The organism is Saccharopolyspora hattusasensis (genome assembly GCF_050972075.1).
GTDB classification, from domain to species: domain Bacteria; phylum Actinomycetota; class Actinomycetes; order Mycobacteriales; family Pseudonocardiaceae; genus Saccharopolyspora; species Saccharopolyspora hattusasensis.
Window position 1 is genome coordinate 3,798,843 of record NZ_JBPCDC010000001.1, and the last position, 24,583, is coordinate 3,823,425.

Sequence of the window (24,583 nt, forward strand, 5' to 3'; positions counted from 1 at the left end):
CTTGGGCGATGCCGACAAACCCACGGTTATGGAAGCGATCCTGCGGGCTGCGCTCACGGCCGGCGGTGCTGACTTCTGCGATCTGCAAGTACACGATCGGCAAGAGGGTGCATTGCGGATCCGGGCACAGCACGGCTTCAGGCCCGCGTTCCTGAGCTTCTTCGCAAGCATCACGACCGGCCATCCCACCGCCTGCGCCAAGGCACTGGTCACCCGCACGCCTGTTCTGGTCGACGATGTCACCCGCAGCCCGATCTTTGTCGGACAGCCGACGCTTGCCCCGATTCTCGACGCCGGGACCCGCTCCGTCGCCTCGTACCCGCTACTGGACGAGGGACCACAGCCGCTCGGCGTGCTGTCGTTGCACTACAGCCGCCCTGGGTTCGGACGCGGAGTCCCCGAACTAGTGGCACTCGGCGCCGCCACGGCACTCAAACACTTTCCTCTCGACGGAGATGGCCCCGGCCACTGGTATAACTTCACACTGTGACGGCTTCCGTCACGGCTGACCCACTTACTAACGCCGCTTCCGGCGGAGCAACATTGCAGTGCCTGGGGATCGAACCCAGAACCCGCGGATCTCGCTTCCCTGATCTACAAGGCTTTCCGTTGTCTGCCAACATCTTTGGTTACCTGCACGAATCTCAGATGCGTACTTTGCATTGCCTGCCGAATTTTGACTTTGATTGCGGATGATTCTTGGCAATTACTTGGCAACCGGGTTCAGGACCACGTACAGGGTCCAGTTGAGGCTCGCCCCCGGACAGCACCTGGAGCTTCGGCACTGCCGGGCGGAGCATCACTCGTGGAGATCTTCCTCGTCGGCCTTGATCACGTGGCCCGGGTGGAGCTTCCGAAGGCGGGAGGCAGCGTTGCGCCGCAGGACGCCGTGAGTGTTTCTGGGTGCTATAGCACCCACAAACGCTCACGGGTGTACTTCCGCCACGCGCGGTGCCCGAACCGCTGGGCACCCCGCAGCCGACCACCACCGCGGTCTCCAGCGCCAGCGGCCTCGCCCCATGAGAGAGGAGCCACCGTGCCGCTTAGAGTGGTAGACCGTCCCTGTCGTTTCGGGTGACCTTGATGAATCCGGTCAGAACCCCTTGGGCATCGCGCTGGGCTGTGATCACCACGTGCGCCCAGAACTGGGTGCCGTCCTTACGCACCCGCCAGCCGTCATCGACATAAAAGCTCGCCTCGGCTGCCTGCTCCAGCTCCGCCTGCGGATACCCGGCAGCGACCAGATCCGCCGGGTAAAAAACCGAGAAGTGGCGATGATCTCATCGGGCAGGTAACCCTTCATGCGCTCGGCGTCCGCGTTCCAACTCGTGACCCATGCCGTCCGCATCGAGCGCGAAGATCGCGTAGCGGCGATTCGTAGACGTGGCCGCCCCCTCAACTTCCAAGCTTGATTCCGCGGCCCACCAGGAACCCCGATCGTTACCTTGCCCATACTGCGCCCGGAGCGCGATCTCTTCCCAGGGCTTTCATCCTGGTTTCACCGACCTGCGAGCCGCTCGCAGCCCAATCCCAGCGCCCGCTGTGGCGTATGCCGCGACCACGCACCGGACATCGTTTCGCCGGTCCCAGTTTGCTCAAAAAGTGACATACTGGACATCAGAGAGATCGGGTGTGGTCCTTATGCAAGGTAGCGGCACCTCCGACCAGCAGCAGCCGTGGGGAAGCTCTAGGGCATGCGACAGCCTCGGCAACCTCGACGCGGCACTACAGGGCCATCCGGCGATCGAGCAGGCCAAGGGCATGCTGAAGCTGGCCTTCGGGTTCGATGACCACGACGCACTCGAGCTGCTCGCCGGGATGTCGCACGACACCGGTACGGACATGCGTGACGTGGCTCAGACGCTTGTAGAGCGGGTCACGGGCGCAGCGAGCGCGTCGACCGTGAAGAGCGTAAGCGCCCATGTCCTTGAGGAGTGGAACCGACTCAAAGAAACCTAACCCTGAACCTAACCCCCGCCTTGCAAAGGCGATCAAGTGGCCTCGTCTAGCTCGGCGGCTGATTGAACTTCGCTGGTCGACGTGCCGCTTGCGGTTGTCGTTGTTCTTCGTTGGTGTTGGTCCGCGCGTGCCCCGGATGTGCTCCATGCGCGTCCGAGGCACATTGTGCCGCTCGAATTGCCGATGGACTGATCGCCTCGCGCTTCGCACGTAACCACAAAAACACACGTGAGCTGGGGCCTGGTGGTCTCGGCGCAGGCTTCTGGTTGACGCCGACGGCTATGGTGGTCACGTGGCTGCTCCCCATTCAGCATCGAACACGAACCCGGCTCCGCCGCCAGCTGACGCTGCGGGTATCCGGGCGTGCCTGACGCCACGAGTGGCTGCCGAGTTTGACGCGGAATGGGGGCACGTTCTCGATCGCGCGAAGCAATCACACGATCTGACCGAGGTGTTTGAGCTGCTGCACAAGTGGCGGCACCTCGCCCATGCCGAGCAAGTTGCCCCTGGCTCCTACTTTCGGCTGCTGGCCAAATCTGAGCAGATCACCAGTACTGGCCAGAATCCCGATGCCGCGCCGTTGGAGGACATGCAGGCCGTGATCCGGCAACGGCTGGGCCGCTAGGTGTATCAACTCGTTCCCGATAGCGCCGTAGTGGCGCAGGTCGCCGCATTGCCCGATGACGCCTTGGCCGCCTACGCCGACGTGCTTGAAGTCCTGCAGCTCACTCCCTGGAACGGCAAGCCACTGCACGAGGCCAATCCCGATGGCGCCGTTCGGCGCTGGGACTTCGGCCCCGGCCAAGCGGGCCAGGTGATCTACCTGATCCTCGACGAGCAGCAAGAAGTCCACCTATTGCTCGTGCAGTGGCTCGAAGTCTTAGAGACTGTTGGGTAACTGGGTGGTTACGCAGCGATGTTGGTTTCGGCGGTGAGTCGGCGGGCGGCTTCGCGTTCGGTGGCGTTGGACCACCGGATGCTCTGGCCGGCGAGCCGGGTGGCCATGAGGCGGATCATCGCGAGTTTGATCATGTTTTCGGAGTTCGCGGTCAGGCGTTCGTAGTCGCGGGCGAGGCGACGGTTGCGGATCAGCCACCCAAAAGTTCGTTCGACCACCCACCTACGTGGTAGCACCTGGAACCCCTTGACATCGTCGCTGCGTTTGACGATTTCCAGTACCAGTCCGAGTTTTTCCTTCGCCCAGGCCAGCAGGCCGTTGACGACGGAGTTGGCGTATCCGCCATCGGCCCACACCAGAGCGATCGAGGGGAACCGGGCCGCCAGGCGTCGCAGGATCTCGCGCCCGCCGCGCTCCGCGCGGTCCTGCACCGATGCGGAGGTGACCATGACGACCAGCAGCAGGCCGAGGGTGTCCACGACCAGGTGCCGTTTGCGGCCTGTCGTTTTCTTGCCCATATCGAACCCGCGTTCCTGCCCTCCCTCGCTGCTTTTGATGGACTGGGCGTCGAGCACGGCCGCCGACGGGTCCGCCGTGCGTCCGGCCTGGCGCCGAACCTGATCGCGCAGCGCGTCGTGGACACGGTCGATCGTGCCGTCGGCACTCCAGTCCCGAAACCAGCGATAGGCCGCGTCCCAGGGCAGCAGATCACGGGGAATCATCCGCCACTGACAACCCGAACGCAGCACGTAGAAGATCCCGTCCAGCACCAGGCGATCGTCGTATTTCCTTGCCATACCGCCCTTTCGGCGGTCTCGTACCGGCATCAACGGCTCCAGGACCGCCCACACCTCATCGGTCAGACTGGACGGATAACATGGGCGGCGATCATCCCCGCCGGTATCGCAGTTGCACACACAACAAGATCACGGCGGGGATGATCTCTTTGTCATCTCGACACACCGACCGTGATCAACATCACGCCACGCTCAGTGTCGCCCCAGTTACCCAACAGTCTCTTAGGAGGACGTGGCATAGCCTCGTCGGTACTTCCGGTCGATGGGCGCTTTCTCGAGTCCGCCTGACCTGGCTGCTCGTGCCAAGGACATCGTGCGGGAGAGTTGGGGCGGGGCCGACACTTTGAGGGCTGAAAGGTTTGAGCGCTGAAGGGTCGGTTCCCTCGTCCGCGCTCGTGGTTGTACACCGGGCCCGGTGGTTGGGGCACTGGAGGTCAATCCCACGCGGGAGACAGCTCGCATCGAGGGCAGGAGGAAGAAGGCTCCTCGTTCGTTGACCTTGGATGAACGCGTTCAATGGCTCTCTCAGCTCGAATCGGATCAGGAGGCTGTCCGGTGGGACCTTCCTGATCTGTCGCGCTTCATGCTCGCCACCGGGGTGCGTCTCGGTAAGGCGCTGGCGGTCTACTGGCATGATGTCGACCTCGATGCAGGTTTGTGCTCGGTTGACTACGCCGTCGTCCGAGAGTCAAAGGCCAGGGGTTGATCAGGAAGTCCACCAAGACCGGATTCGGGGAGCGAACGCTACCGCTGGCCTCCTGGACTGTGGAGATGTTGCGTCGGCGGTTCGCGGAGACCGGTGCACAGGATGGCCCGGTGTTCCCGGACAGTCTCGGCGATCTTCGTGACGCGTCGAACACGCGGCGGGTGCTGCGTGAGACCCGAGGCAGTGAGGGCTTCGCCTGGGTGACTTCGCACGTGTTCCGCAAACCGCCGCGACGATCTTGGACGAGGCGGGGTTGTCAGCACGGCTGATCGCTGACCAGTTCGGGCACTCGCGGCCGTCTATGACGCAGGATGTGTACATGGGCAGGAAGGCCGTCAGCAGGCAGACGACGGACGTCTTGGAACGCTCCCTGGAGAGCTAGGCCCGCTCGAAAGGTGCACCAAAAGTGCACCGGACGATCCCCAAACAAGAAACCCCAGGTCTGTGACCTGGGGTTTTGGTGGGTCGCCTGGGGATCGAACCCAGAACCCGCGGATTAAAAGTCCGCTGCTCTGCCAGTTGAGCTAACGACCCGCGTGCATAAGGTTACAAGGTCCCGTCGATCTTGTGCGGTGATGGTCGCAGCTTCTTCGCCGATGAAGATCACACTGCGGGCGGATCACCCGTCGGCGCGTGAGGGTTTCCCCTCCTCCCGCCCGTTCCGCGCGGCGGACCCGCCGGGCGAGTCACTCCCGGCCTGATGTCGCAGATCGTCCACTGGCGGGGCGGGGCGCGGTGCCCTCCGAAGGCCCCGGACGGCGCTGCCGACCCGACCGAACGAGATCGGTCGGCATCTGATCTGCAGGTCAGAACATGGTTGATTTTCTCCACATCGCTCGGAGCAACCTCGGCTCCAGACGCACGTCTTCAGGACGAAAGCGAGAAACGGTCAAGGGCTAGACGAAAGGGAACAGCATGTTGGTCAATCGGCCTCGGACGTTGGGCGCGATCGCTGGACTGCTCGGCGGTGCTCTGCTCGCCGGATGTGGTCAGCCGACAGCGGCCCCGGCTGCGCAGGACGGCGCCACCCAGGCCGCCGGGGTCGCACCCGGTGGATCACCAATCCAGGCCGGCAGCTCCACCAGCACCCACAGCGATCAGCAGCGCACCGACGGCGACGACAGCCGCCAGACCGCGAGCACCAACGCCAACCGGCAGCCCACCAGCACCAACGGCGCACGTCAGCCCGCCGGCACCGAGTGCTCGGCCAAGGACTTCAAGGTGGATCTCAACGTCCAGCCCAGCCGGCCCGGCGTCTTGCTGATGGCCGTGTCGAACACGTCCCAAAAGGTTTGCAAGCTAAACGGCTGGGCGGCCGTCGCGGCCGTGGACATGTCAGGCGCCCCGCACACCGACGTGCCGGTCCAGAAGGTCGAGATCCCGGGCGGTCCGACGGAGTTCAGCCTCAACCCAGGCCAGACCGGCTTCGCCGGGGTGCTCATCGAGCGGGGCGACAAGGCCGACCCGGACACCGTGGTCGCGACCGGCTTCAACGTCACCCTGCCGGGCGCTGGCGGGCCAGTGAACGCGAACATCATCGGCACCGACGGCACCCAGACCGGCAACGGCCGCCTCTACGCCGAGTTCCCGGTCAAGGCGATGAAGGTCGGTACCCTCCAGCCCGTCTCCCAGGGTGTCACCGTCTTCGACTGATCCGAACGGTGCGAGGCGCCCCCGGTCGAGTTGCCCGGCCAGGGGCGCCTCGCTCCGGGACGCACAACGGCACCAGACCCGCCACGCCCGCGGCGGCCACGACCGGCTTGGACACCCGGTTTCCGGCACGTGCCGGGACGCCGGCGGGCTTGGCGGTCTTCGCCGCGGTTACGGGCTTGGCCTGCGTCTTGGTCGCGGTCGCGGGCTTGGCCTGCGTCTTGCGGAGAACGGAGCGTTCACCGCCAGCGGTGGGTGCGGCGAGGGGATCGTTCAACCCGCCACGGGAAGTTCTCCACATCGACGGCGTCTAAAGAATCTCCACGTTGTCGACTTCCACGGCAGCGACGAGGTGCCGAAGTTGTTCGGCGTGAACGGCGGGACCTCCGATAGGCTCCCGGAGCGCGTTCTCCGTGATGATCGCAGTGAAGGTAGGCGCGTTCTGCTTGGTGAGAACGTTTCGTCTGCCGACACGGGTCGCGGTGCGGACGCCTGCGTCGTGCGGTGACCATCTGGAAATGATCGCGTGCGCGTAGTCGTAGGTCTGCAGCAACCCGGGGACGACCGTGGTGGCTACCTCGACGATTGCTCGCGCCGTCCTTTCGTACTCGATGAACGTGGTCATGTCGCGGTGCGATGAGTCGCCCACCGCACCGCAACCTACAGGAGTCCACATCGGACACTGTGGAGCCGCCCTCGCAGGAACTCCAGCGCCGCATCCTGGAAGCCCTCCGCCACCTCTAGCCGCACCAGACCCGGACCCGACCGCCGATGCCCCCGACCTGCGGCGGACGAGCCCCGCGGGCCGGTCGGTGCGACTCCTCTCCCCACGCACCGACCGGCCGCCCCATCCACCGACCCAGCGCAGGGACAGCACGCACCACGCCTACACGGGACTACGCTCCACCCGAGACGTCATAATTGTCCATAATGGATTACTCGTTGCCGGCGACAACAGGCCCGCGAACCATGAACATCACAAACTGCCTTCGGCGTCACCGCACTTGCCCGAAAGGGCAAGTCGATATGTTGATTCGCAACCACGCTATGGCATGCACGTCTTCAGGGATGAGAGATTGCGAAGCGCTCGGTGCGCACTACGAAGGGATTCACCATGATGCTCAACGAGACTCGGACGCTCGGCGCAATCGCCGGACTGTTCACCGGGGCGCTCCTACTCGCCGGATGTGGTCAGTCGACGCCGGCTCCCGCGCCTTCTTCGGGCGGCGTCAGCACGCCCGCTCCGGCCGCTGGAATCCCCGCCGGCGATTCGAGCAGCACGCCGGTGAACGAGCCGGCTCCCTGGACCCACGCGGGCGGCCATCAGATCGACAACCCCGACTGCACGGCTTCGGACATGAACGTCGACCTGCAGACCCAGCCGAGCCGCCCCGGCGTCCTTCTGATGGCCGTGACGAACAAGTCGGAGAAGACCTGCGACGTCAGCGGCTGGGCGGACATCACACCCACCAACATGTCCGGCGCGGACTCCAAGATCCCGGTGGAGAAGGTCAAGATCCCGGGCGGCCCGACGCAGTTCGAGCTCGCCCCAGGCAAAACCGCTTTCGCCGGAGTGCTCCTCAACATCGGCGACAAGGGCGGCGACGTGACCGTCACCGGCTTCCAGGTCACCGTGCCGGGTGCCGCCGGCACGGTGGACGCCAGCTTCCTCGACACCGCGGGCAAGAGCGTCGATCCCCAGATCCCGCTGAAGTCGTTGAAGGTCGGTACCCTCCAGCCCGTCGCCCAGGGCGTCACCGCGTTCTGATTCGATGACACCAGTGAGGCGCACCCGCGACCCGGCCATCGGTCGCGGGTGCCTCGTTTTGTCCGTCGGATCAAGCCGGGGTGCAGGCGACGCAGCGTGATCGCCGGTTCTGCGATTCGTCGAACGTTGAAGTCCACATCGGACACTGCGGAACCGCACTTCCCGGAACTCTAGCACCGCATCCCGGAAGCCCTCCGCCGCCTCTAGCGGCACCTGCCCCGGGCCCGAACGCCGATGCTCCGACCTGCGGCGGACGAGCCCTGCGGGCCGGTCGGTGCGCCCCCTCCCCAGGCACCGACCGACACGGCCTCAGCGCCGAGACAGCACCCACCACGCCTGCACGGCGGCGAAAACGAGGATCGCGGCACCGACCACGCTGGTGACGTGCACGCCGAAGGTGAAGGCGTGCGCCGCCGACTCCCGCAGCGCGATACCCTGCTCCACCGGCAGCTCGTTCGCCACCGACAACGCTCCGCCCAGGGTGTCCCGAACTGTGTCCACAATGGATTCTGGGATCCCGGCGAGATCGACTTTCCCGCGGTAGGCGGAGGTCAGCACGCTGCCGAGGATCGCGGTGCCCATTGCGGCGCCCAGCTCGTAGCCGGTCTCCGAGATCGCCGACGCCGCGCCCGCGTTCTCGGGGGCGACGCTGTTCATGATCGTGTCGTTGGTCGCGGTCTCGGTGATGCCCGCGCCCAGGCCGACGACCATGAACGCCACGACCACCAACCAGACCCCGTCCTGCGTCGGGAGCAGCACCATCAGCAGGTAGCCGAGCGACGTCGCGAGGATCGCCGCACCCAGCAGCTCGGCCAGCCGGACCCGGCGGATCAGCCGGACGGCCAGCAGCGACCCGACCACCGACAGCGCGATGCCCGGCAGCAGCGCGAACCCCGCGCGCAGCGGGCTCATGCCCAGCACGAGCTGCAGGTACTGGGTCATGAAGAACAGGTCGCCGACCATCACGAACACCGCCAGCAGGTTGCTGGCGACCGCGACGCTGAACCGCGGATTGCGGAACAGGCGCAGGTCCAGCATCGGCGCGGCCAACCTGCGCTGCCTGCGCACGAACGCGTAGCCAGCGATCACCGCGACCACCACCGCAGGCAGCGCCAGCGCACCGCCGCCGGCGAACTCCTTGATGCCGAGGGCCAGCGCCAGCATCGTCAGCAGCGACAGGCCAGCGCTGGGCAGGTCGTAGCGGCCGGGCGCCGGGTTGCGCGACTCCGGGATCAGCAGCGGGCCGACGATCAGCAGCAGGACCATCACCGGCAGGTTGATCAGGAACACCGCACCCCACCAGAAGTGCTCCAGCAGCACCCCGCCGAGAAGGGGGCCGAAGGCGGAGCCACCGGCGAAGGTCGCCGTCCAGGCCGCGATCGCGGTCGTTCGGGCGCGGGGGTTCGTGAAGATGTTGCGGATCAGCGACAGCGTCGAGGGCATCAGCGTCGCCCCAGCCACGCCCAGCAGCGCGCGGGCCGCGATGAGCAGCTCGGCACTGGGCGCGAAGGCCGCCAGCGCGGAGGCGAGCCCGAAGCCGGTCGCGCCGATCAGCAGCAACCGGCGGCGGCCGATCCGGTCGCCGAGCGTGCCCATCGTGACCAGCAGCCCGGCCAGCATCAGGGAGTAGATGTCGACGATCCACAGCAGCTGGCCGCCGGTTGGCCGCAGTTCCTCGCTGATGTGCGGCAGGGCGAAGCTCAGCACCGTGTTGTCGACCGAGATCAGCAGCACCGGGAGCAGGAGGGCGCCGAGCGCCGCCCATTGCTTGCGGGTAATCCGAGGCGAATTCAGTTTGATCATCTTCTGCTCGAGTTCATCTATACCGTCCAGACGGTATAGTAACCGTCCGGACGGTACAGTACCACCCATGTCAGCCACCAACACCCGCGACCGCATCCTCGACGCGCTTCAGCGGATCCTGGTCCGGCAAGGCACGGGGGCGGTGACCCTCGAATCGGTCGCCGCCGAGGCAGGCGTGTCCAAGGGCGGCCTGCTCTACCACTTCCGCTCCAAGCAGGCGATGCTGCAGGGACTCGTGCAGCGGCTCGGCGAATCCGCCGGAGCCGAGTTCGAGCAGGCCGGCAGGGTCGGCGTGGACGTCGTCCGGTACTTCCTGGAGGCCTCGCAGCCCGCTTCGGACGAGGAGATGGCGCTGTACTGGTCGGTCATCGCGGCTCTGCGCAGTACCGAAGAGCTCAGCGAGGCGGATACCGAGGTGCTGGCCAGGGTCTTCGCCCACTGGTCGAAGCTGCTCACGGACTACATCGGCGACCCGGTGCTCGCCGAGACCATCCGCCTGGTCGGCGACGGCCTGTACCTGAGCGCGCTGTCCGGCCTGCCCAGCCCTGAGCCGAAACTGCTGCAGCAGGTCTTCGACCGTCTGCTGGAACAAGCAGCCGAAACGCGCCGAACCCGAGCCTGAACCGAGGTGAGGGGCACCCTTGAGCAGGGTGCCCCTCACCTCGGAAGGTTCACCGGGCTTTGGCGGGGAAGGCGTTGGTGCGGGCCGCGACCGTGGTTGCCAGGACCGGCAGCAGGAGGAGCAGGAGCGCCCAGGAGAAGGCCTCCGGGCCCAGTCCGGCCAGGATGAGGCCGCCGATCACGCCGCCTGCTGCCATGGCCGCGTTCCAGAGGGTCACCAGCATCGCTTGGGCCGCGTCCGCCGCTTCCCCTCCGGCGTTTCCCGCCGCCGTTTGGAGCAGGGTCGGGACGCCTCCCCAGCCCAGGCCCCACAGCGTCACCGCGACGTAGACCAGGGCTGGGTTTTCCGCCATGAGCGCCAGGAACGTGGCCGCGAGCGCAACCAGGATCGTGCTGGCGATCGTCAGGGTTCGCAGCCGGCGGTCGATGTGGGCGCCCACGATCCAGATGCTCACCATCGATGCGATGCCGAAGATCAGCAGGACCAGGTCGACGGAGCCGCCCATGCCCAGCCCGGCGAGGAAAGTGGCGATGTAGGTGTAGAGGATCGTGTGGGCCAGCACGAAGACCAAGGTCACGAACAGGATCGGTGCCACGCCGGGGACGCCGAGGGGCCTGAGGATCGGGATCGCGCCGCCCTGCCGCTGCCCGGGGAAATCCGGGACCAGCGCGACGATCCAGGCGATCAGGACGACCGCGAGCACCGACATGACCGAGAACGTCACCCGCCAGCCCAGCAACCCGCCGAGGAAGGTTCCGGCCGGTACGCCCAGCGAAAGCGCGAGCGGAATACCCGCCATCACCACCGCAATCGCCTTGCCCCGCAGGTGTTCCGGCGCCACGCGGCGCGCATAGCCCGCCAGCAGCGCCCAGACCACGCCCGCCGCCACGCCGGCGACGAACCGGCCCACCATGGTCAGCGGGAAGTACGTCGAGACTGCCGTGACCGTATTGGCGACCGCGAACCCCGCCACCCCGACCAGCAGCAGGCGCTTGCGCCGCCACCCCGCCGTGGCCGCGGAAAGCGGGATCGCCGCGACGGCCGTCCCGATCGCGTAAATCGTCACTGCCTGCCCCATCGCGGACTCGCCGACCCCGAGGCCGGCGCTCATCGCGGGCAGCACACCAGCGGGCAGCGCCTCGGTCAGGACCGTGATGAAAGCGGCGGTGGCCAGCGCCAGCAGCGCGCGCAGCGGAAGTCGTCCAGCATCCAGGAGTTGCGTGCTGCGATCAGTCATGCCGTATATGCTCGAACCATCACACTGATGTGAAGGTCAAAGCGACTGGACGTGAGGTCGAGCACATGCGCATCGGAGAGCTGTCGGAGCGCACCGCCACATCCCGCCGACTGCTGCGCTACTACGAGGAGCAGGGCCTGATCGTCGCGAACCGCTCCCCGAACGGCTACCGCGACTACGACGAGTACAACGTGGACCGCGTGCTGCAGATCCGCGGGCTGCTCGACGCCGGGCTGCCGACCCGCATCATCAAGCAGATCCTGCCGTGCCTGGACAAACCCCGTGTTATCTACTTCCCAGACGCGACACCGGAGATGATCGCCACCCTGGAACTCGAACGCGACAGGATGACCGACCGAATCAGGTGCCTGACCCGGAACAGGGACGCCGTAACGGAATACCTCGACGCGGTCCTGGAATACCGCCACACCGGCGAGATCCCGACCCCAGCCCAGTCGGGTCAAGGGTGAAGGGCGCCTTTGGGCCAGCCAGTGAGCAGTCAGGGATGTGGCGAGGCCGGGATGTGTTCGGGACGAGCCGATCCTGTCGACGCGGCGAAACGGCGTGACGGTCGCGTGGCTGGGGGCGATTTCGCGCGAAATCGTCACCTTGCAGGCGTGGCGAGCGGCGATTTCGCGCGAAATCGCCGCCACTGCCGTAGGGCGCTGCCGTAGGGCCGCCGTCTCACTGGCACGCGGAACGAGTTCTCAAACAGCCTCAGAACTCACGAGGCACACCCGCACACAGCGTTATCCGCCGCCTTCGGCCTCACCCGATGTGGCAATCCAAAAGAGACAGTTGCTCGCGAATGCGGTTAAGCCGCTTAAGAAAAGTGCTCCGCCAGCTCCGCCTTCAACTGCCAACGACCGCTGCTGGCGGAGTCCGGGTGGCGGTCACCTCTTGGACTCCGCCAGCGATACTGCTCGCCCTGCGCGCAGTTCCGAGTCAGGCGAAGGCGCAGTTCACGGCAGGCGCGGCCACAGTGCCTCCCGCGTTGCAGACCAGCGTGCGATCAGCCTCGAGCGGGCCGTATGCGCTCACGAGCTTGCCGTTCACGGAGAACTGCACCGTCGTGAAGCCCTCGGCCTGCACCTCGCGGGCGGAGTTCGGCTCCAGGACGGAGGAGAAGCCGTCGCCGTTGCCGTTCAGCACGGTGTACTCCAGTGCGTAGTCGGCCGAGCTGATCCGCAGTTCCGGCGCATTCGCCGCGGGAGCGGCGGCGGCGAATGCGCCGGTGCCGACCAGTGCTCCCGCAGCCAGCAGTCCAGCGATCATTCCGCGCTTGCCGAAGGTGAAGTCCATGTCCACTACTCCTTAAGGTCTTTCACTAGTTATCTAGTGGAATACCTAAAAGATAGCAGTGGTGCGGATCGCTGGCAAGGCCGGGGTCCGGAAATCCGGCGGATAAAGCACCTACGGGATCGTCACGCCAGCAGACGCCTCACCAAGAGCAGAACGAGCCGATTCGCGTCAGCAGCGCGGAAGGGCTCTCGCACGGGGCGACGCGACAACACACGTGCGAAGCTGCCGCCGGATGCCCGAAAACAGCGAACCCCGCCAACCGCCGGCTCGGCGCCGGGGTCAGCGGGGTTGGCGAGTGGTACCCAGGCTGGTCAGGGACCGTGAACGGTTGTGGGCGCTATGGCACCCGAAACCGCTCACGGGCACTGCAGTACGCGATCGGCGCGCAGGTAACCGGTCACGAGCGATTCCAGGTCGAGCTGTTGCGACTCCCATCCCGGGGCGAGCACCCCGGGGTCGCGCACCAGCATCCGCTGCTGCCGACCGGATTTCCTCGCGTGCACGACCGTCCCGGCCTCCGGGGGCCCCGCATCGGCGGGCCCCACCAGGTCGCGGTGCTCCTCGAGAAGTTCGTCGACGTCGCCGTCCAGTTCCACGCCTCCCCCCTGCAGCAGCAGGAGGTGGTCGCACACCTCGCGCAATTCGCCGAGCAGGTGCGAGGAGATCACCACGGTCATCCCGCGGTCCGCGACGTCGGCCATCACCAGCCTGATGGTCTCGTCCCGGGCCAGCGGATCGAGGTCCGCGAGCGGTTCGTCCAGCAGCAGCAACCGCGGCAACCGCCCCAGGCACAGCGCCAGTGCGAGCTTGGAGCGCATGCCCAGGGACAGCGAGTCGACCCGGGAGCCGACGTCCAGCCCGCCGAATGCGGCCACCGCGTCCTCGACGCGCTCCTGCGACCAGCGGCGGTTCATCTTCGCCGCCGCGCGGACCATCTCCGCGACCGTGAAGTTGCCGTACAACGGGCGACGCTGCGACAGGTAGGCCGCGTCCGGGTGGATGCGGCCGCGCACCCTGTCGCCGAACACGCGCACGGCACCCGACGACGGCTCAACCAGGCCCGCCGCCAACGCCAGGAACGTGCTCTTGCCCGCACCGTTGGCACCGACCAGCGCGACCACCTTGCCTTCGGGGAGCTCGACCGTGCAGTCCTCGATCCCCCGACGGTCTCCGAAGCGCTTGGACAAACCGATGGTGCTCAGCGCGCTCATGATGGGCGTTCCAGTCCTCCGGTCGGGAAGTACTCGTCACGGACGGCAGCGAAGAGCGCATCGACCTCTTCGACCATGAGCCCGCCGCTCCTGGCGCGGCTCATCCAGTCCGCCAGGTCGCGCCGCATCGGGGCCTGGACCGAGGTGCGGTCGCTGGCCAGCGAACGAGTCACGAAGGTACCGACCCCGCGCCGAGCCTCCACCAGGCCGTCCCGCTCCAACTCGCGATACGCCTTCAGCACCGTGTTCGGATTGACCGCCGTGGCCTCCACCACCTCGCGCGCGGTGGGCAACCGGTCACCGGGTCCCAGCAGGCCCAACCGCATGGCCTGCGTGACCTGCTGGACGATCTGCATGTATGTGGAGACCCCGGAGCGACGGTCGATCCGGAACTCGATCATACCGCCCAGCATAAGGGCCGCCATCGCCGAAGTCGCGAGCTACGCAGCGTTATCAATGCTGCCTGCGCAGCGTCCACGCGGTTCCTCCGAGCAGTAGGACCGCGACCGCGCCAAGAACGCCGAACTCGATCAGCTGCAGCATCGGGGCGGACGAGGCCGGAACGACCTCAGCGTACTTGCCGATCACCCCGTGCTGCGCATAGCACTGAGCCAGGTCGAAGGTCGAGGCTGAACCGCCGCCCCGCACACCGCACACCGCGGGATCGAAACCGCCTTCCGGTATGGCCCGCCCGTCGGCACCCAGGTAACCCACCTGGACAACTTCGTCCAAACCGGACGCGGCAGCGCTCATCGGGTCGTCAGAGGTCCGCAGCTGCGACGGCACCAGCGACGGTCCCACCACTGCGACGACCCCGCGCGCCGCCACCAGCCCGGCCAGGGTGCTGATCATCGCCGGCAGCGACCGCCCCAGCACCGCCCCCAGCAGCGCGCCTGCCGCGTAGCCGAGAAGCAGGTGTGCGGTCGGCATCCAGCCCGTGCTCTCGAAATTCAGGAACGCGAACGGGCCGCTCACCAGCGGCCCCATCAGCCCGGCATCCGCGACCCAGGAACTCACCAGCAGCTGCAGGACCACCAGTACGACCAACGAGGGCACCAGAAGCATCACCAGCTTGACCGCCATCCAGCGGACCCGGCTGACCGACTGCGTGAACGCCAGCACGTGCGTGCCGTGCTCGATCTCGCGGGCGAACAGCGGTGCCGCGCTGAACACCCCCAGCAGCACCGGGAGGACCACGATCCCGAGTTGGCCGGCTTTGAGCAGGTCAAACCACTCGTCGCGGAAATCACTCGCCACGGTCGCGCAGCCTGCACCGCGGACTCCCACCGCGAGGCACCGCTGCAGACCCTGGTCCTGGATCTGCTGCGACATGCTCGTGTGCAGCACAAGTACCGCGACCGCGCCTAGCAGCAACACCGCTGCCATCAGCAACACCTGCACGCGGTGCTGTCGCCACGCCAGCCAGGTCATACCACTACCTCCATGTCATCCGTGCGCATGTATGCGAGCGCGATGTCTTTGAGCTGCGGCTCCTGTCGTGCCGCCCCGGCGCCCGCACAGGTTCGCGATGCCCAGCCCCGCCGGTACCGCTTGCCGAGCTCGCGCGCGTTGCCCGCGACGAGCCCCGGCGAATCAGTGGACGGCATCGGGCCCCATCGAATACCAATATGTTTTCACTAGTTATATAGTGATTTAAGGTAGAAGTCCAGCCTAACGGACTCCCGCCCTGGAAGACCGAGGCACCGCACCGCCCGACGACGCACGGGCAGGATGCACCAACGGGCATGGCTCGCCTACGTGGCCAACAAGAGCCGTGCCCGTCTGCACCCCGGGTGCGGAACTTTGGGCCGGCAGATTTTCAACGCGCCCATATGACGTCATCGGGGATGGTGATGCCTGCTGTACGGGCAAGGTCGCCCGAGGGCACATCGCCACGAACGACGGTATCCACCGTGGACATTGCGTCGGACTCCTGCTGCCCGGAACTGGTTCCACGGACGACGTCGCCCTGATCAGTTCGCGGAACACCGACCGCCACGACCTCGACCAGGAGCCGCTGACATCCCTACCGACGGGTGTCCGACGCCAGCCCACACGATCTCGATCGCGTGGCCCAGCGGGGCGCGCTCCGCCCCGGGTCGCCGCGTTCGTCCGCACCGCGATCGAGGTGACCGCCGACGCCCGCATGCCGGAGGACGGCCTCGACGCCACGGCCTGACCAGGCACCGAGCGTTTCCGGAAACACCAGTCACTGCGCGAAATGGCCGTCGTATCCCAGTTCACGTGACAACACCGCCCCCACGCGGTCATGCGCTCGATCCAGGCCACCGCCGAACGCCGGTTTCGACGAATCGGTGATAACCGGCAGAATCGGCGTCGATTCAGACAGTCACCACGAAGGACAGATAACCCATGCCTCACCAGCGCACCCGACTGACCGGTTCGATCTTCGGCCTGTGCACGGCCGCAGCACTCCTCACCGGCTGTGGCGGTGGCCAGGCCCCCGCCCCCGGCCAGCAGAGCCCGCAGCCGCCGGCTTCCCAGGAGCACGGCCAGCACGCCGCGGCCAGGCAGACCTCGGCGACCTTCGAGCCCTACAAGGAGGGCGCCACGGCGATCACCTACGACCCCGCGCAGGTGCCGCCGGGGTCCCGCATCGACCTGTCCTCGGAGCGCGTCAACGGCCACACCAAGATCACCGTCAAGACCGAAGGCCTGCAGCCGAACCGCGACTACGGCGCCCACGTGCACACCAAGCCCTGCGGCCCCAAGGGCGACGACGCGGGCCCGCACTTCCAGGAGAAGGCCGACCCGGTCAAGCCGTCGGTCGACCCGGCCTACGCGAACCCGCAGAACGAGGTGTGGCTGGACTTCCACACCGACGCCCAGGGCAACGGCACGGCCAAAGCTGAGGGCAACTGGTCGTTCGACTCCCGGCAAGACGCGAAGTCCTTCGTGATCCACTCGATGCACACGCACACCGAGCCCGGCAAGGCGGGCACGGCGGGTGACCGCCTCGCCTGCACCAACGCCACGTTCTGACCAACCCCGAAGGGCGCCTCCGACCGCACGGACCCGGGGGCGCCCTTCATGCTGCGCGATTCTGATCACGCAGGCGGCCGCGAAGCTGTTGGCGGAACGCGGCTCGAGAACACCTCAGCAGCGGAGATCGCGAAAGCCGCCGGCCTCGGCTCGGGCAGCGTCTTCTGCTACTTCGCCGACAAGCGAGCGCTGTTCCGCTCGGTCTTCGAGCGCGACCTGCCGATCACCCGCGGGACGAGCCCCCAACGCCCCGCCGCGGCGTGGCAGCCCGCAACAACCGGAGGACTGCGAGAGCCCGTTCGCCTCGCTTCCCCGGAATCAGCACCGCGACGACCCCGGCGAGCAGGAAGACCAGCGCCGACGGCCCCCTGGTTCCGGCCACCGAGTCAGGAACAGACGATCTTGGACGACGACAGTCTGGCACCGGGAGACCAACCACGCCTATACGCCGTCCGGAGCACAGCAGCGGGAAAGTCCGCGATGCGGGGCAGCCGTTCGATCGCTCCGCCAGTCCCGCCGGATTCAGTTCTGTTGGCCGGTGCCATCAAAATTGAACTCGACCCTGTTCTCCGCAAGGTCGAGCATCCCGAGCAACGGCGCCTGCGCCCCGATCTTTCGCCCGGCGCTGTGCAGCGCCTCGCGGACGAAGGGGTACAGGGCGATGAAGGCAGCCCGATTGACAAACTCCTCAAGCGCGGCTGGCTCGATCTTCAGCGACTCGTCGAAGTCGTAGAAGATGGCGGCGTCGACCACATAGTTCGCATCCGGTGCCCCGACATCGAGTCGGCATCGCACCCCAAGATCAGTTTCCCGCAACTGGAGCTGCAAATCCCACTTCTGGGGTCCTTCCGTCGCTGCGCCCGTGTCGTCACCGCCGTCAGCGAACCCTGCGTTGAGCCGAGCGTGGATCTCGTAGAACTGCACCTCGCGGAGGCGAACCCGATCCAGGAGGTCACGAGCCGAGGCGACGTTCTTCATGCCCTCCCCCGGCAAGATTCGACACCACGGGTGCCCCGCCATTCACGAGGTCCCCCGGACGTTCGAGCACCAGTCAGCAGATGATCTTATGCGATGGGGGTCACAGTTCTTCGGCGCCCGGATCGGCGCCCGCAACGCAGGTCACGGCCGACCGGGACCCAGCGTCGGGGACAATGGGCGGCGATGACCGCGCTCGATTCGCCTCCCGCCTCGGCCTCCACGGCCGCGCCCTCGCTGAAGATCGGCCCCTACGCCGTCGATCCGCCGGTGGTGCTCGCGCCGATGGCCGGGATCACCAACGTCGCCTTCCGGCGGCTCTGCCGGGAGTACGGCGCCGGGTTGTACGTCTGCGAGATGATCACCAGCCGGGCCCTGGTCGAGCGGCACCCGAAGACGCTGGAGATGATCACTTTCGACGCGGACGAGCACCCGCGCTCGATGCAGCTCTACGGCGTCGACCCCGTGACCATGGGCAAGGCCGTGCAGATGATCGTCGACGAGAACCTCGCCGACCACGTCGACATGAACTTCGGCTGCCCGGTCCCCAAGGTGACCCGCAAGGGCGGCGGTTCCGCGCTGCCGTACAAGCGGCGGCTGTTCGCCGACATCGTCTCGGCCGCCGTCCGCGCCGCCGAGCCGGCGGGCATCCCGGTCACCGTGAAGTTCCGCATCGGCATCGACGACGACCACATCACCTACCTCGACGCGGGCCGCCTCGCCGAGGAGAACGGCGCCGCGGCGGTCGCGCTGCACGGCCGCACCGCCGCCCAGCGCTACTCGGGCACCGCGGACTGGTCCGCCATCACCCGGCTCAAGGAGCACGTCCGCACCATCCCAGTGCTCGGCAACGGCGACATCTTCAGCGCCGACGACGCGCTGCGGATGATGGCCGAGACGGGCTGCGACGGCGTCGTTGTGGGCCGCGGCTGCCTCGGCCGCCCGTGGCTGTTCCGCGACCTGCAGGCCGCCTTCGCCGGTGAGCCCATCCCCGCCGGACCGGCGCTGGGCGAGGTCGCCGCGGTGCTGCGGCGGCACGCGGAGCTGCTGGCCGACCACATGGGCGAGGAGAAGGGGCTGCGCGACCTGCGCAAACACATGGCGCAGTACCTGCGCGGCTTCCCCGTCGGCTCCGACCTGCGCCACCAGTTCGGCCTGGTGTCCAGCCTGGCCCAGCTCGACGACCTGCTGGCCCAACTCGACCCCGACGTGCCGTTCCCGGCGGACGGCGAGGGCCCGCGCGGACGCCAGGGCTCGGCCGGTCGGGTCGTGCTGCCGGAGGGCTGGCTGGACGACCCGGACGACGTCACGGTGCCCGCCGGCGCGGAGATCGACAGCAGCGGCGGCTGAGTGACCGCGAGACCGCAACCCGTTGCGACGGGCCGAATTCGCCACCGCCCGGCCGTCCTCATCGGCGTGTCGGCGGTGCTGTTCGCGGCCGGATGTGCCGCGTCGGCAACCGAATCCGAGCCACTGCGACTGTCCAAGCAGTACTTCGCGGATAACAACACCGCTGCTGCACAAGGACCTCAGGCGCAACAGGAGTTCTTCCGCCGCACGCAACATCCCGATTTCCTGGACGAGAACTGCGAACTCGGGGAGACGACCGTCGAAATCGATCCGGCAATGCCGACGCTACGGCCGGATCCGGAATTCGCCCCGGAGGGAATCCGGCCGCGCGGCGAGATCTGGGCCATCGGAGTGGAAGTGACCACCCGAACGGCGGGCAGCGTCACAGGACATCAGATCGGTTCGCTACACCTGGTGCTGCTGGACGGTCGAATGCACGGTTTCGCGCCTTGCCCGACCAGATAACTTGCCCGACCAGATAACTTGCCCGACCAGATAACTCGCCCCACCAGATAACTGGTTGCGCGATCAAGGGCTCGTAACGCGAAGTGCGGGGAAACCGATAAAGTTGCGATGCGGTGATAAAAAACACACACTGGTTTGCTCGTCCGTGCGGGTGGGTCCGATCCGTTTCGCTTCCACATCCACCCCTCCGCCCGGTACACATCCTAGGCAGCTGAAGATTCGAGCGGCGCTCGTCAATTCAGACCAGGCCAGGGTCAGCCGGTTGAGCGAATTAGGGCGGCGCGCGAGTCAGACCAACTCAAGCGATCCGTCCCACCCGACGACACCACGGACGGGAGGTGAGTGCGATGACCGGACTGCGCAACGGTTTCGCCGGGCCGGAGCCACTGAGTGACGACGACCCGCCAACCGTGCTGCCGCCCGGCCGGCGCACCCGCCAGGATCTGGCCAACGGGACCGGAATGGCGGAGCTGCACGAGTCGATCGCGGGCCTGCTGGCGTCGCAGGGCCAGTGGCGGCAGGCGTACCACCACCTGCGGTCGGCTTTGAACCTGATGTCCACAACGGACACCCCGCGGGTGCCGGAGCAGCTGCGGCACGAGGTCAACCGGCTGCGCCGCGAGCACGCCGAGGCCCGCGAACAGAGCCTGCGGGACACGCTGACCGCCAGCTACAACCGCCGCTACCTCGACGAACGACTGGCCGACCTGCTGGCCGAGCACGCCGGAACGAACGACGGGCTGGCCGTGGCGCTGGTCGACCTGGACTGGTTCAAGCAGGTCAACGACACCTACGGGCACCTGCTCGGCGATCGGGTGCTGCAGCGCGTCGTCGACCTGCTGCAGGAGGCGCTGCCGACCGGCGCGTTCTGCGCCCGCTACGGCGGGGAGGAGTTCGTCCTGGTCCTGCCGAACATCGAGCCGGCGGCCGCGGTTGCGGTGTGCGAGACGGCCCGTTCCCGGGTGGAGCGGTTCCCGTGGGCGCAGATGGCACCGGGGTTGCGGGTGACGATCAGCGCCGGGGTCGCGCACGAGCACACCACGGCCGGTTCCGCGCCGGCCTCGGCCGAGCAGCAGTTGATCAGCGCGGATGCGCTGCTCTACGCCGCGAAGCAATCGGGGCGCAACGCGGTCGCGCATCGAACGGGGTCCGACGTCCGATTGGCCGGAATCGCGGCCGGGCGGCGCGGCACGATCCCGCGGACGGTCGCCGGTTACTAATCGCGATCGTCCAGGAGCACTGGGTGTATTTGAGTTCGTTTATGCCGGTCAACCGGCTTAGCACAGATGGTCGTATTGGACGAGACATCAGGTAGGATCGTGCACTGATTGTGAAGAAATTGTCGCTCACTATCGTCAATTCGGGCGATCGGCCGTACTATCTCGGAGGCGCCGACCGATACGCGTCGGGGGGTATCGAGCGCGTCGGCTTACTCGTAGACCGTTGGCTTTCGCAGGTGGGAGGGAAAACGCGTGCCGCAAGACCCCCGGCATGGTGAATTCGGGCACCGGCGTTCCCGCCCGGACGAGGACGCCGCCGATAGCGGCACCTCCGCATCGACCGGTCGGCGTCGGCGCGCGTTGAGCGACGACGGCACCGGCGGCACCCGCGTCATCGACCTGCTCTCCAAGCACGGCAAGGCCCCAAGCAGCGGCACCAGCCGCCGACGCGCCGCCGAACCGGAACCCCCGCAGGCCCCTCAGGCACCGCAGCCGCCCCAGGCGTCGCGGGCGTCGCGGGCGTCGCGGGCGTCGAAACCCCGCCGCGCCGCCGAACCGCCCAAGCACCCCGCCAGCCCGGCCGCCCGGCCCGAGCCGCCAGCTTCGCCGTCCGGCTGGACCGCGCCGGAGGGCGCTCCGCGCCGCTCCCGCTCCGCGCCGCCGAACCACCCAAGCAGCCCGCCGGACTGGGCGCCGCCTGCGGCGGGCCCTCCCTCCGCTCAGGCGCCGAACGGCAAGTCGCGGCAGGGCCGCCGCCGCGCTCTCCCCGACGGACCCGCACTGCCCGCCGACGCCCCCGCTGGCCGCGCCCGACCGAATCCCGGTGCCGCCGCGGCCTTCGCCGGTGGAGCCGCCGCGCGCAACGGCGCCCCTACCGAGCCGCCCATGCGCAACGGCGCTCCCGCCGAGCCGCCCCGCAACGGCGTCCCAGGCGAGCCGCCCCGCAACGGCGCGCTCCTCGAACCTCCTGCCCGCAACGGCGCCGAACCGGCAGCTGCCGAGGCGACCAGGATCACGCAGGCACTGACCGGTGAGCCCGCCCTGGCGAAGCCGCCGCACCGCGCGCCGCGACCGCCAGCGGCGCGCCAGGTGCCACCGGCCGTCGAAGCGGACCTGGAATCCACCACCCAGCATCCCGCCATCCCCGCCGAGCCGCCGAAGGCCGAGCAGACCGCGATGGTCGCGCGGCCGAAGCAGCCCGAGCAGACCGCGATCGTCGCGCGGCCCAAGCGCAAGCCCGCCGACGACGAGAAGACCACCTTTGCCAGGCCGGTGGCTCCGCCGATCGCGGACGCCGAAGCGACCGCCATCGTCGCGCCCGCGGTCTCCGGCGACGCCTACGACGAGTTCGAGCAATTCGACGAGTTCGAGGACGACGCCGATGAGGCCGAGGACGACGTCGAGGAGCGCAAGAACGACATAAAGGAGATCGACGCCACCCTGGCGCGGTTCTCCGCCGTTCACGACGAGATCGCCGCCGAGGAGGCGGCCCGGCGCAAGAAGTACGCCTGGCTGCTGGGCAAGCGCCGGGAGCCGGAGCTCGGCACCGACATCCCGTTCGACTTCGTCGAGGGCCGGGACGGCCAGTCCCGGATGGAGTGGAAGAAGAAGCAGCGCAAGCGCCGCACGAACCTGATCGTGATGGCCGTGGCGATGGCCGCCTCGCTTACCGTGTTCCTGACCCTCGGCATCGCCTGGGGCGCGACCACGATCTGGGGCCCGCCGTCCGTCCAGGCGCTGGACCCGAACTCGGACGCCATCAAGGACGTTGCCAAGCAGACCGGTGACCAGAACTTCCTGCTGGTCGGCTCGGACACCCGGGCCGGAGCCAGCGCGGAAGACGGCGTCGGCAGCGAGCAGGACGAGCCGGGGGCTCGCGCGGACACCACGATCATCGCGCACATCCCGGCCGACCGGAGCCGCGTGGTCCTGGTGTCGTTCCCGCGCGACCTCAAGGTCGACATGCCCGCCTGCGAGCGCTGGGACTCGACCACCGGCAAGTACACGGGCGAGCGGGTTCCGGCACGCAAGGACGCGCGGCTGAACTCGGCCTACGCCGTCGGCGGCCCGCTGTGCACGACGAAGGTCATCCAGCAGATCTCCGGGTTGCGCGTGAACAGCTTCCTGGGCATCGACTTCCAAGGCTTCAAGTCGATGGTGGACGCGGTGCAGGGCGTCGAGATCTGCACCGAAAAGCCGATCATCGACACCACCCTCGGCACCGTGCTGCCCCAGGCGGGTCGGCAGACCCTCACCGGCGAGCAGGCGCTGAACTACGTGCGCGCCCGGCACGTCAAGGGCGACCCCACCTCGGACTACGGCCGGATGCAGCGCCAGCAGCTGTTCCTCTCGGCGCTGCTGCGCAAGGCGATGTCCAGCCAGGTGCTGCTCGACCCGGGCAAGCTGGGCGACTTCGTCAAGGCGGTCAGCGCGAACACCTTCGGAGAGAACATCGGCGTGGACCGGCTGATGGACCTCGGCCAGCAGATGCAGGGCCTGGACGCCAGCCGCGTCACCTTCATCACCGTGCCGACCACCGGCTACGCCGACGAGAACGGCATGGAGATCCTGCGGGAAGCCGACACCAAGGCGCTGTTCCAGGCGATCCTCGACGAAGCCCCGATCATGTCGGGCAGCGGCGGACCTGCGGCCCTCACCACGCCCAGCGGTGGGGGTGCCGCGGCGACGATGAACGACGTTCGGCGGCAGCCTGCGGACCCGAACCAGCCGCCTGCCGTCCCGGACGGTCTGTCCACGGTGAACGCGGGAACCGACATCTGCGGCTGACCGGCGAGGGGCCGAACCGGTTCAGGACGGCGGCCGAACCGGTTCATAAGTGGCCGTTCACCTCTGGTTCACCATGGGTCATTCTGTCCGATTCCGGCTCGAAGTACCCTGGACGGCATGCGTGAGGTCTACCAGGAACAGCTCGGCAAGCTCGCCGATGAACTCGCTTCGATGTCGACCATGGTCGGCACGGCCATTGAGCGCGCCACGAAGGCTCTCCTGGAGACCGACCTGGAGCTCGCAGAGCAGGTCATCGAGGAAGACGTTCAGGTCGACGAGGCGCGCGCCCGGGCGGAGGAGCACGCCTTCGGGCTGCTGGCCCTGCAGGCGCCGGTGGCCGGCGACCTGCGCACGGTGATCTCCACCATCCACGCCGCCGAGGACCTGGAGCGGATGGGCGACCTGGCGCTGCACGTGGCCAAGACCGCGCGCCGCCGCCACCCGAACGCGGTGCTGCCGCAGGACGTGCAGCCGTACTTCGCCGAGATGGGCAGGATCGCCGTGAAGCTGGCCGGGCGGGTCCGCACCGTGATCCGCACGCAGGACGTAGAGACCGCGCGCGGGCTCGAAGAAGACGACGACGAGATGGACGACCTGCACCGGCACCTGTTCACCGTGCTGATGAGCCCGGATTGGTCGTACGGGGTGGCGGCCGCGGTGGACGTGACGCTGCTGGGCCGGTTCTACGAGCGGTTCGCCGACCACGCGGTCTCGGTGGCCCGCCGGGTCGTGTTCACCGTGACCGGAAAGATGCCGACCGGCTGAGCCGTTCTCGCAGGTGACGGGCGGTTCGACCGGCGAAGTACTAATACTCGGTCTCAGTACTCGAT

26 protein-coding genes, 1 tRNA gene and 1 pseudogene are annotated in these 24,583 nt (G+C 67.6%); 16 read left to right on the forward strand and 12 right to left on the reverse strand.

The genetic code is table 11. The features are described from left to right. Nucleotide 1 precedes the first annotated feature (1 nt). The 4 genes from ACRXBZ_RS17760 (at nucleotide 2) to ACRXBZ_RS17775 (ending at nucleotide 2,857) form a co-directional block, all read left to right on the forward strand. Nucleotides 2–490, forward strand: a complete 489-nt coding sequence (locus ACRXBZ_RS17760; RefSeq protein ID WP_433880035.1) for a GAF domain-containing protein — start codon at nucleotides 2–4, stop codon at nucleotides 488–490. A 1,151-nt stretch (nucleotides 491–1,641) separates the two neighbouring features. Next, nucleotides 1,642–1,959 carry an ANTAR domain-containing protein gene (locus tag ACRXBZ_RS17765; RefSeq protein WP_433880036.1) on the forward strand — a complete coding sequence of 106 codons (318 nt, stop codon included), beginning with the start codon at nucleotides 1,642–1,644 and terminating at the stop codon, nucleotides 1,957–1,959. A gap of 292 nt (nucleotides 1,960–2,251) precedes the next feature. Further along, nucleotides 2,252–2,584, forward strand: coding sequence for a DUF6247 family protein (locus tag ACRXBZ_RS17770; protein WP_433880037.1), 333 nt, complete (start codon nucleotides 2,252–2,254; stop codon nucleotides 2,582–2,584). Beyond that, nucleotides 2,585–2,857 (forward strand): hypothetical protein, encoded by a 273-nt coding sequence (locus ACRXBZ_RS17775; protein WP_433880038.1) that lies wholly within the window; start codon nucleotides 2,585–2,587, stop codon nucleotides 2,855–2,857. It begins immediately after the preceding gene. Nucleotides 2,858–2,865: 8 nt separating this feature from the next. On the opposite strand, the gene ACRXBZ_RS17780 is transcribed toward ACRXBZ_RS17775, so the two are convergent. Further along, on the reverse strand, nucleotides 2,866–3,774 hold the full coding sequence (locus ACRXBZ_RS17780) for an IS5 family transposase (protein ID WP_433877464.1): 909 nt from the start codon (nucleotides 3,772–3,774) through the stop codon (nucleotides 2,866–2,868). A 373-nt stretch (nucleotides 3,775–4,147) separates the two neighbouring features. On the opposite strand from ACRXBZ_RS17780, the gene ACRXBZ_RS17785 reads away from it, so the two are divergent. Next, nucleotides 4,148–4,360, forward strand: coding sequence for a hypothetical protein (locus ACRXBZ_RS17785; protein WP_433880039.1), 213 nt, complete (start codon nucleotides 4,148–4,150; stop codon nucleotides 4,358–4,360). A gap of 458 nt (nucleotides 4,361–4,818) precedes the next feature. Here ACRXBZ_RS17785 and ACRXBZ_RS17790 read toward each other — a convergent pair. Then, nucleotides 4,819–4,894 (reverse strand) — tRNA-Lys (locus ACRXBZ_RS17790). A 381-nt stretch (nucleotides 4,895–5,275) separates the two neighbouring features. Between ACRXBZ_RS17790 and ACRXBZ_RS17795 the strand changes: the two genes are divergently transcribed. Beyond that, a complete protein-coding gene (locus ACRXBZ_RS17795) occupies nucleotides 5,276–6,013 on the forward strand; it encodes a DUF4232 domain-containing protein (protein WP_433880040.1) in 738 nt (245 codons plus the stop codon). On the opposite strand, the gene ACRXBZ_RS17800 is transcribed toward ACRXBZ_RS17795, so the two are convergent. Continuing rightward, nucleotides 5,997–6,287, reverse strand: a complete 291-nt coding sequence (locus ACRXBZ_RS17800) for a hypothetical protein (RefSeq protein ID WP_433880041.1) — start codon at nucleotides 6,285–6,287, stop codon at nucleotides 5,997–5,999. The two genes, ACRXBZ_RS17795 and ACRXBZ_RS17800, sit on opposite strands and share 17 nt — an antisense overlap. Nucleotides 6,288–6,320: 33 nt before the next feature. Next, nucleotides 6,321–6,659, reverse strand: coding sequence for a DUF5753 domain-containing protein (locus ACRXBZ_RS17805; protein WP_433880042.1), 339 nt, complete (start codon nucleotides 6,657–6,659; stop codon nucleotides 6,321–6,323). 441 nt (nucleotides 6,660–7,100) lie between these two features. On the opposite strand from ACRXBZ_RS17805, the gene ACRXBZ_RS17810 reads away from it, so the two are divergent. After that, nucleotides 7,101–7,778, forward strand: a complete 678-nt coding sequence (locus tag ACRXBZ_RS17810) for a DUF4232 domain-containing protein (RefSeq protein ID WP_433880043.1) — start codon at nucleotides 7,101–7,103, stop codon at nucleotides 7,776–7,778. Between the two features lie 309 nt (nucleotides 7,779–8,087). On the opposite strand, the gene ACRXBZ_RS17815 is transcribed toward ACRXBZ_RS17810, so the two are convergent. Then, nucleotides 8,088–9,581, reverse strand: a complete 1,494-nt coding sequence (locus ACRXBZ_RS17815) for an MFS transporter (protein WP_433880044.1) — start codon at nucleotides 9,579–9,581, stop codon at nucleotides 8,088–8,090. Nucleotides 9,582–9,648: 67 nt separating this feature from the next. Between ACRXBZ_RS17815 and ACRXBZ_RS17820 the strand changes: the two genes are divergently transcribed. Beyond that, nucleotides 9,649–10,203: a TetR/AcrR family transcriptional regulator gene (locus ACRXBZ_RS17820; RefSeq protein ID WP_433880045.1), complete on the forward strand. Its 555-nt coding sequence runs from the start codon at nucleotides 9,649–9,651 to the stop codon at nucleotides 10,201–10,203. Nucleotides 10,204–10,252: 49 nt separating this feature from the next. Here ACRXBZ_RS17820 and ACRXBZ_RS17825 read toward each other — a convergent pair whose 3' ends face one another. Next, nucleotides 10,253–11,440 carry an MFS transporter gene (locus ACRXBZ_RS17825; RefSeq protein WP_433880046.1) on the reverse strand — a complete coding sequence of 396 codons (1,188 nt, stop codon included), beginning with the start codon at nucleotides 11,438–11,440 and terminating at the stop codon, nucleotides 10,253–10,255. 65 nt (nucleotides 11,441–11,505) lie between these two features. Here ACRXBZ_RS17825 and ACRXBZ_RS17830 point away from each other — a divergent pair, with 65 nt between their 5' ends. Then, nucleotides 11,506–11,910, forward strand: coding sequence for a MerR family transcriptional regulator (locus ACRXBZ_RS17830; protein ID WP_433880047.1), 405 nt, complete (start codon nucleotides 11,506–11,508; stop codon nucleotides 11,908–11,910). A gap of 475 nt (nucleotides 11,911–12,385) precedes the next feature. Here ACRXBZ_RS17830 and ACRXBZ_RS17835 read toward each other — a convergent pair whose 3' ends face one another. The 5 genes from ACRXBZ_RS17835 to ACRXBZ_RS17855 form a co-directional block, all read right to left on the reverse strand. Then, nucleotides 12,386–12,742 (reverse strand): hypothetical protein, encoded by a 357-nt coding sequence (locus ACRXBZ_RS17835; RefSeq protein WP_433880048.1) that lies wholly within the window; start codon nucleotides 12,740–12,742, stop codon nucleotides 12,386–12,388. 356 nt (nucleotides 12,743–13,098) lie between these two features. Beyond that, nucleotides 13,099–13,953, reverse strand: coding sequence for an ATP-binding cassette domain-containing protein (locus ACRXBZ_RS17840; RefSeq protein ID WP_433880049.1), 855 nt, complete (start codon nucleotides 13,951–13,953; stop codon nucleotides 13,099–13,101). Continuing rightward, nucleotides 13,950–14,354: a GntR family transcriptional regulator gene (locus tag ACRXBZ_RS17845; RefSeq protein ID WP_210435500.1), complete on the reverse strand. Its 405-nt coding sequence runs from the start codon at nucleotides 14,352–14,354 to the stop codon at nucleotides 13,950–13,952. The genes ACRXBZ_RS17840 and ACRXBZ_RS17845 overlap by 4 nt, the downstream gene beginning before the upstream one ends. Before the next feature lie 52 nt (nucleotides 14,355–14,406). Beyond that, nucleotides 14,407–15,384, reverse strand: coding sequence for an ABC-2 membrane transporter-related protein (locus tag ACRXBZ_RS17850; RefSeq protein WP_433880050.1), 978 nt, complete (start codon nucleotides 15,382–15,384; stop codon nucleotides 14,407–14,409). Further along, entirely contained in the window at nucleotides 15,381–15,560 is a 180-nt protein-coding gene (locus ACRXBZ_RS17855) for a hypothetical protein (protein ID WP_433880051.1), read from the reverse strand. Before ACRXBZ_RS17855 ends, ACRXBZ_RS17850 begins: the two co-directional genes overlap by 4 nt. A gap of 766 nt (nucleotides 15,561–16,326) precedes the next feature. Between ACRXBZ_RS17855 and ACRXBZ_RS17860 the strand changes: the two genes are divergently transcribed. Both ACRXBZ_RS17860 and ACRXBZ_RS17865 read left to right on the forward strand, forming a co-directional pair. Then, on the forward strand, nucleotides 16,327–16,956 hold the full coding sequence (locus ACRXBZ_RS17860; protein ID WP_433880052.1) for a superoxide dismutase family protein: 630 nt from the start codon (nucleotides 16,327–16,329) through the stop codon (nucleotides 16,954–16,956). A 48-nt stretch (nucleotides 16,957–17,004) separates the two neighbouring features. Further along, nucleotides 17,005–17,112 (forward strand): annotated as a pseudogene (locus tag ACRXBZ_RS17865) (hypothetical protein); the annotation flags it as partial. A gap of 366 nt (nucleotides 17,113–17,478) precedes the next feature. Here ACRXBZ_RS17865 and ACRXBZ_RS17870 read toward each other — a convergent pair. Beyond that, on the reverse strand, nucleotides 17,479–17,880 hold the full coding sequence (locus ACRXBZ_RS17870; protein ID WP_433884151.1) for a hypothetical protein: 402 nt from the start codon (nucleotides 17,878–17,880) through the stop codon (nucleotides 17,479–17,481). A 237-nt stretch (nucleotides 17,881–18,117) separates the two neighbouring features. Between ACRXBZ_RS17870 and dusB the strand changes: the two genes are divergently transcribed. The 5 genes from dusB (at nucleotide 18,118) to phoU (ending at nucleotide 24,518) form a co-directional block, all read left to right on the forward strand. Continuing rightward, nucleotides 18,118–19,281 carry a tRNA dihydrouridine synthase DusB gene (dusB, locus tag ACRXBZ_RS17875; protein ID WP_433880053.1) on the forward strand — a complete coding sequence of 388 codons (1,164 nt, stop codon included), beginning with the start codon at nucleotides 18,118–18,120 and terminating at the stop codon, nucleotides 19,279–19,281. Continuing rightward, a complete protein-coding gene (locus tag ACRXBZ_RS17880; RefSeq protein ID WP_433880054.1) occupies nucleotides 19,282–19,746 on the forward strand; it encodes a hypothetical protein in 465 nt (154 codons plus the stop codon). A gap of 347 nt (nucleotides 19,747–20,093) precedes the next feature. After that, nucleotides 20,094–20,966, forward strand: coding sequence for a GGDEF domain-containing protein (locus tag ACRXBZ_RS17885; RefSeq protein ID WP_433880055.1), 873 nt, complete (start codon nucleotides 20,094–20,096; stop codon nucleotides 20,964–20,966). Between the two features lie 252 nt (nucleotides 20,967–21,218). Beyond that, the gene (locus ACRXBZ_RS17890; RefSeq protein ID WP_433880056.1) at nucleotides 21,219–23,753 is read left to right on the forward strand and encodes an LCP family protein; all 2,535 of its coding nucleotides are present in this window, start codon (nucleotides 21,219–21,221) and stop codon (nucleotides 23,751–23,753) included. Nucleotides 23,754–23,870: 117 nt separating this feature from the next. After that, complete coding sequence (phoU, locus tag ACRXBZ_RS17895) at nucleotides 23,871–24,518, forward strand: phosphate signaling complex protein PhoU (RefSeq protein WP_433880057.1); 648 nt, start codon at nucleotides 23,871–23,873, stop codon at nucleotides 24,516–24,518. Nucleotides 24,519–24,583: the final 65 nt, after the last annotated feature.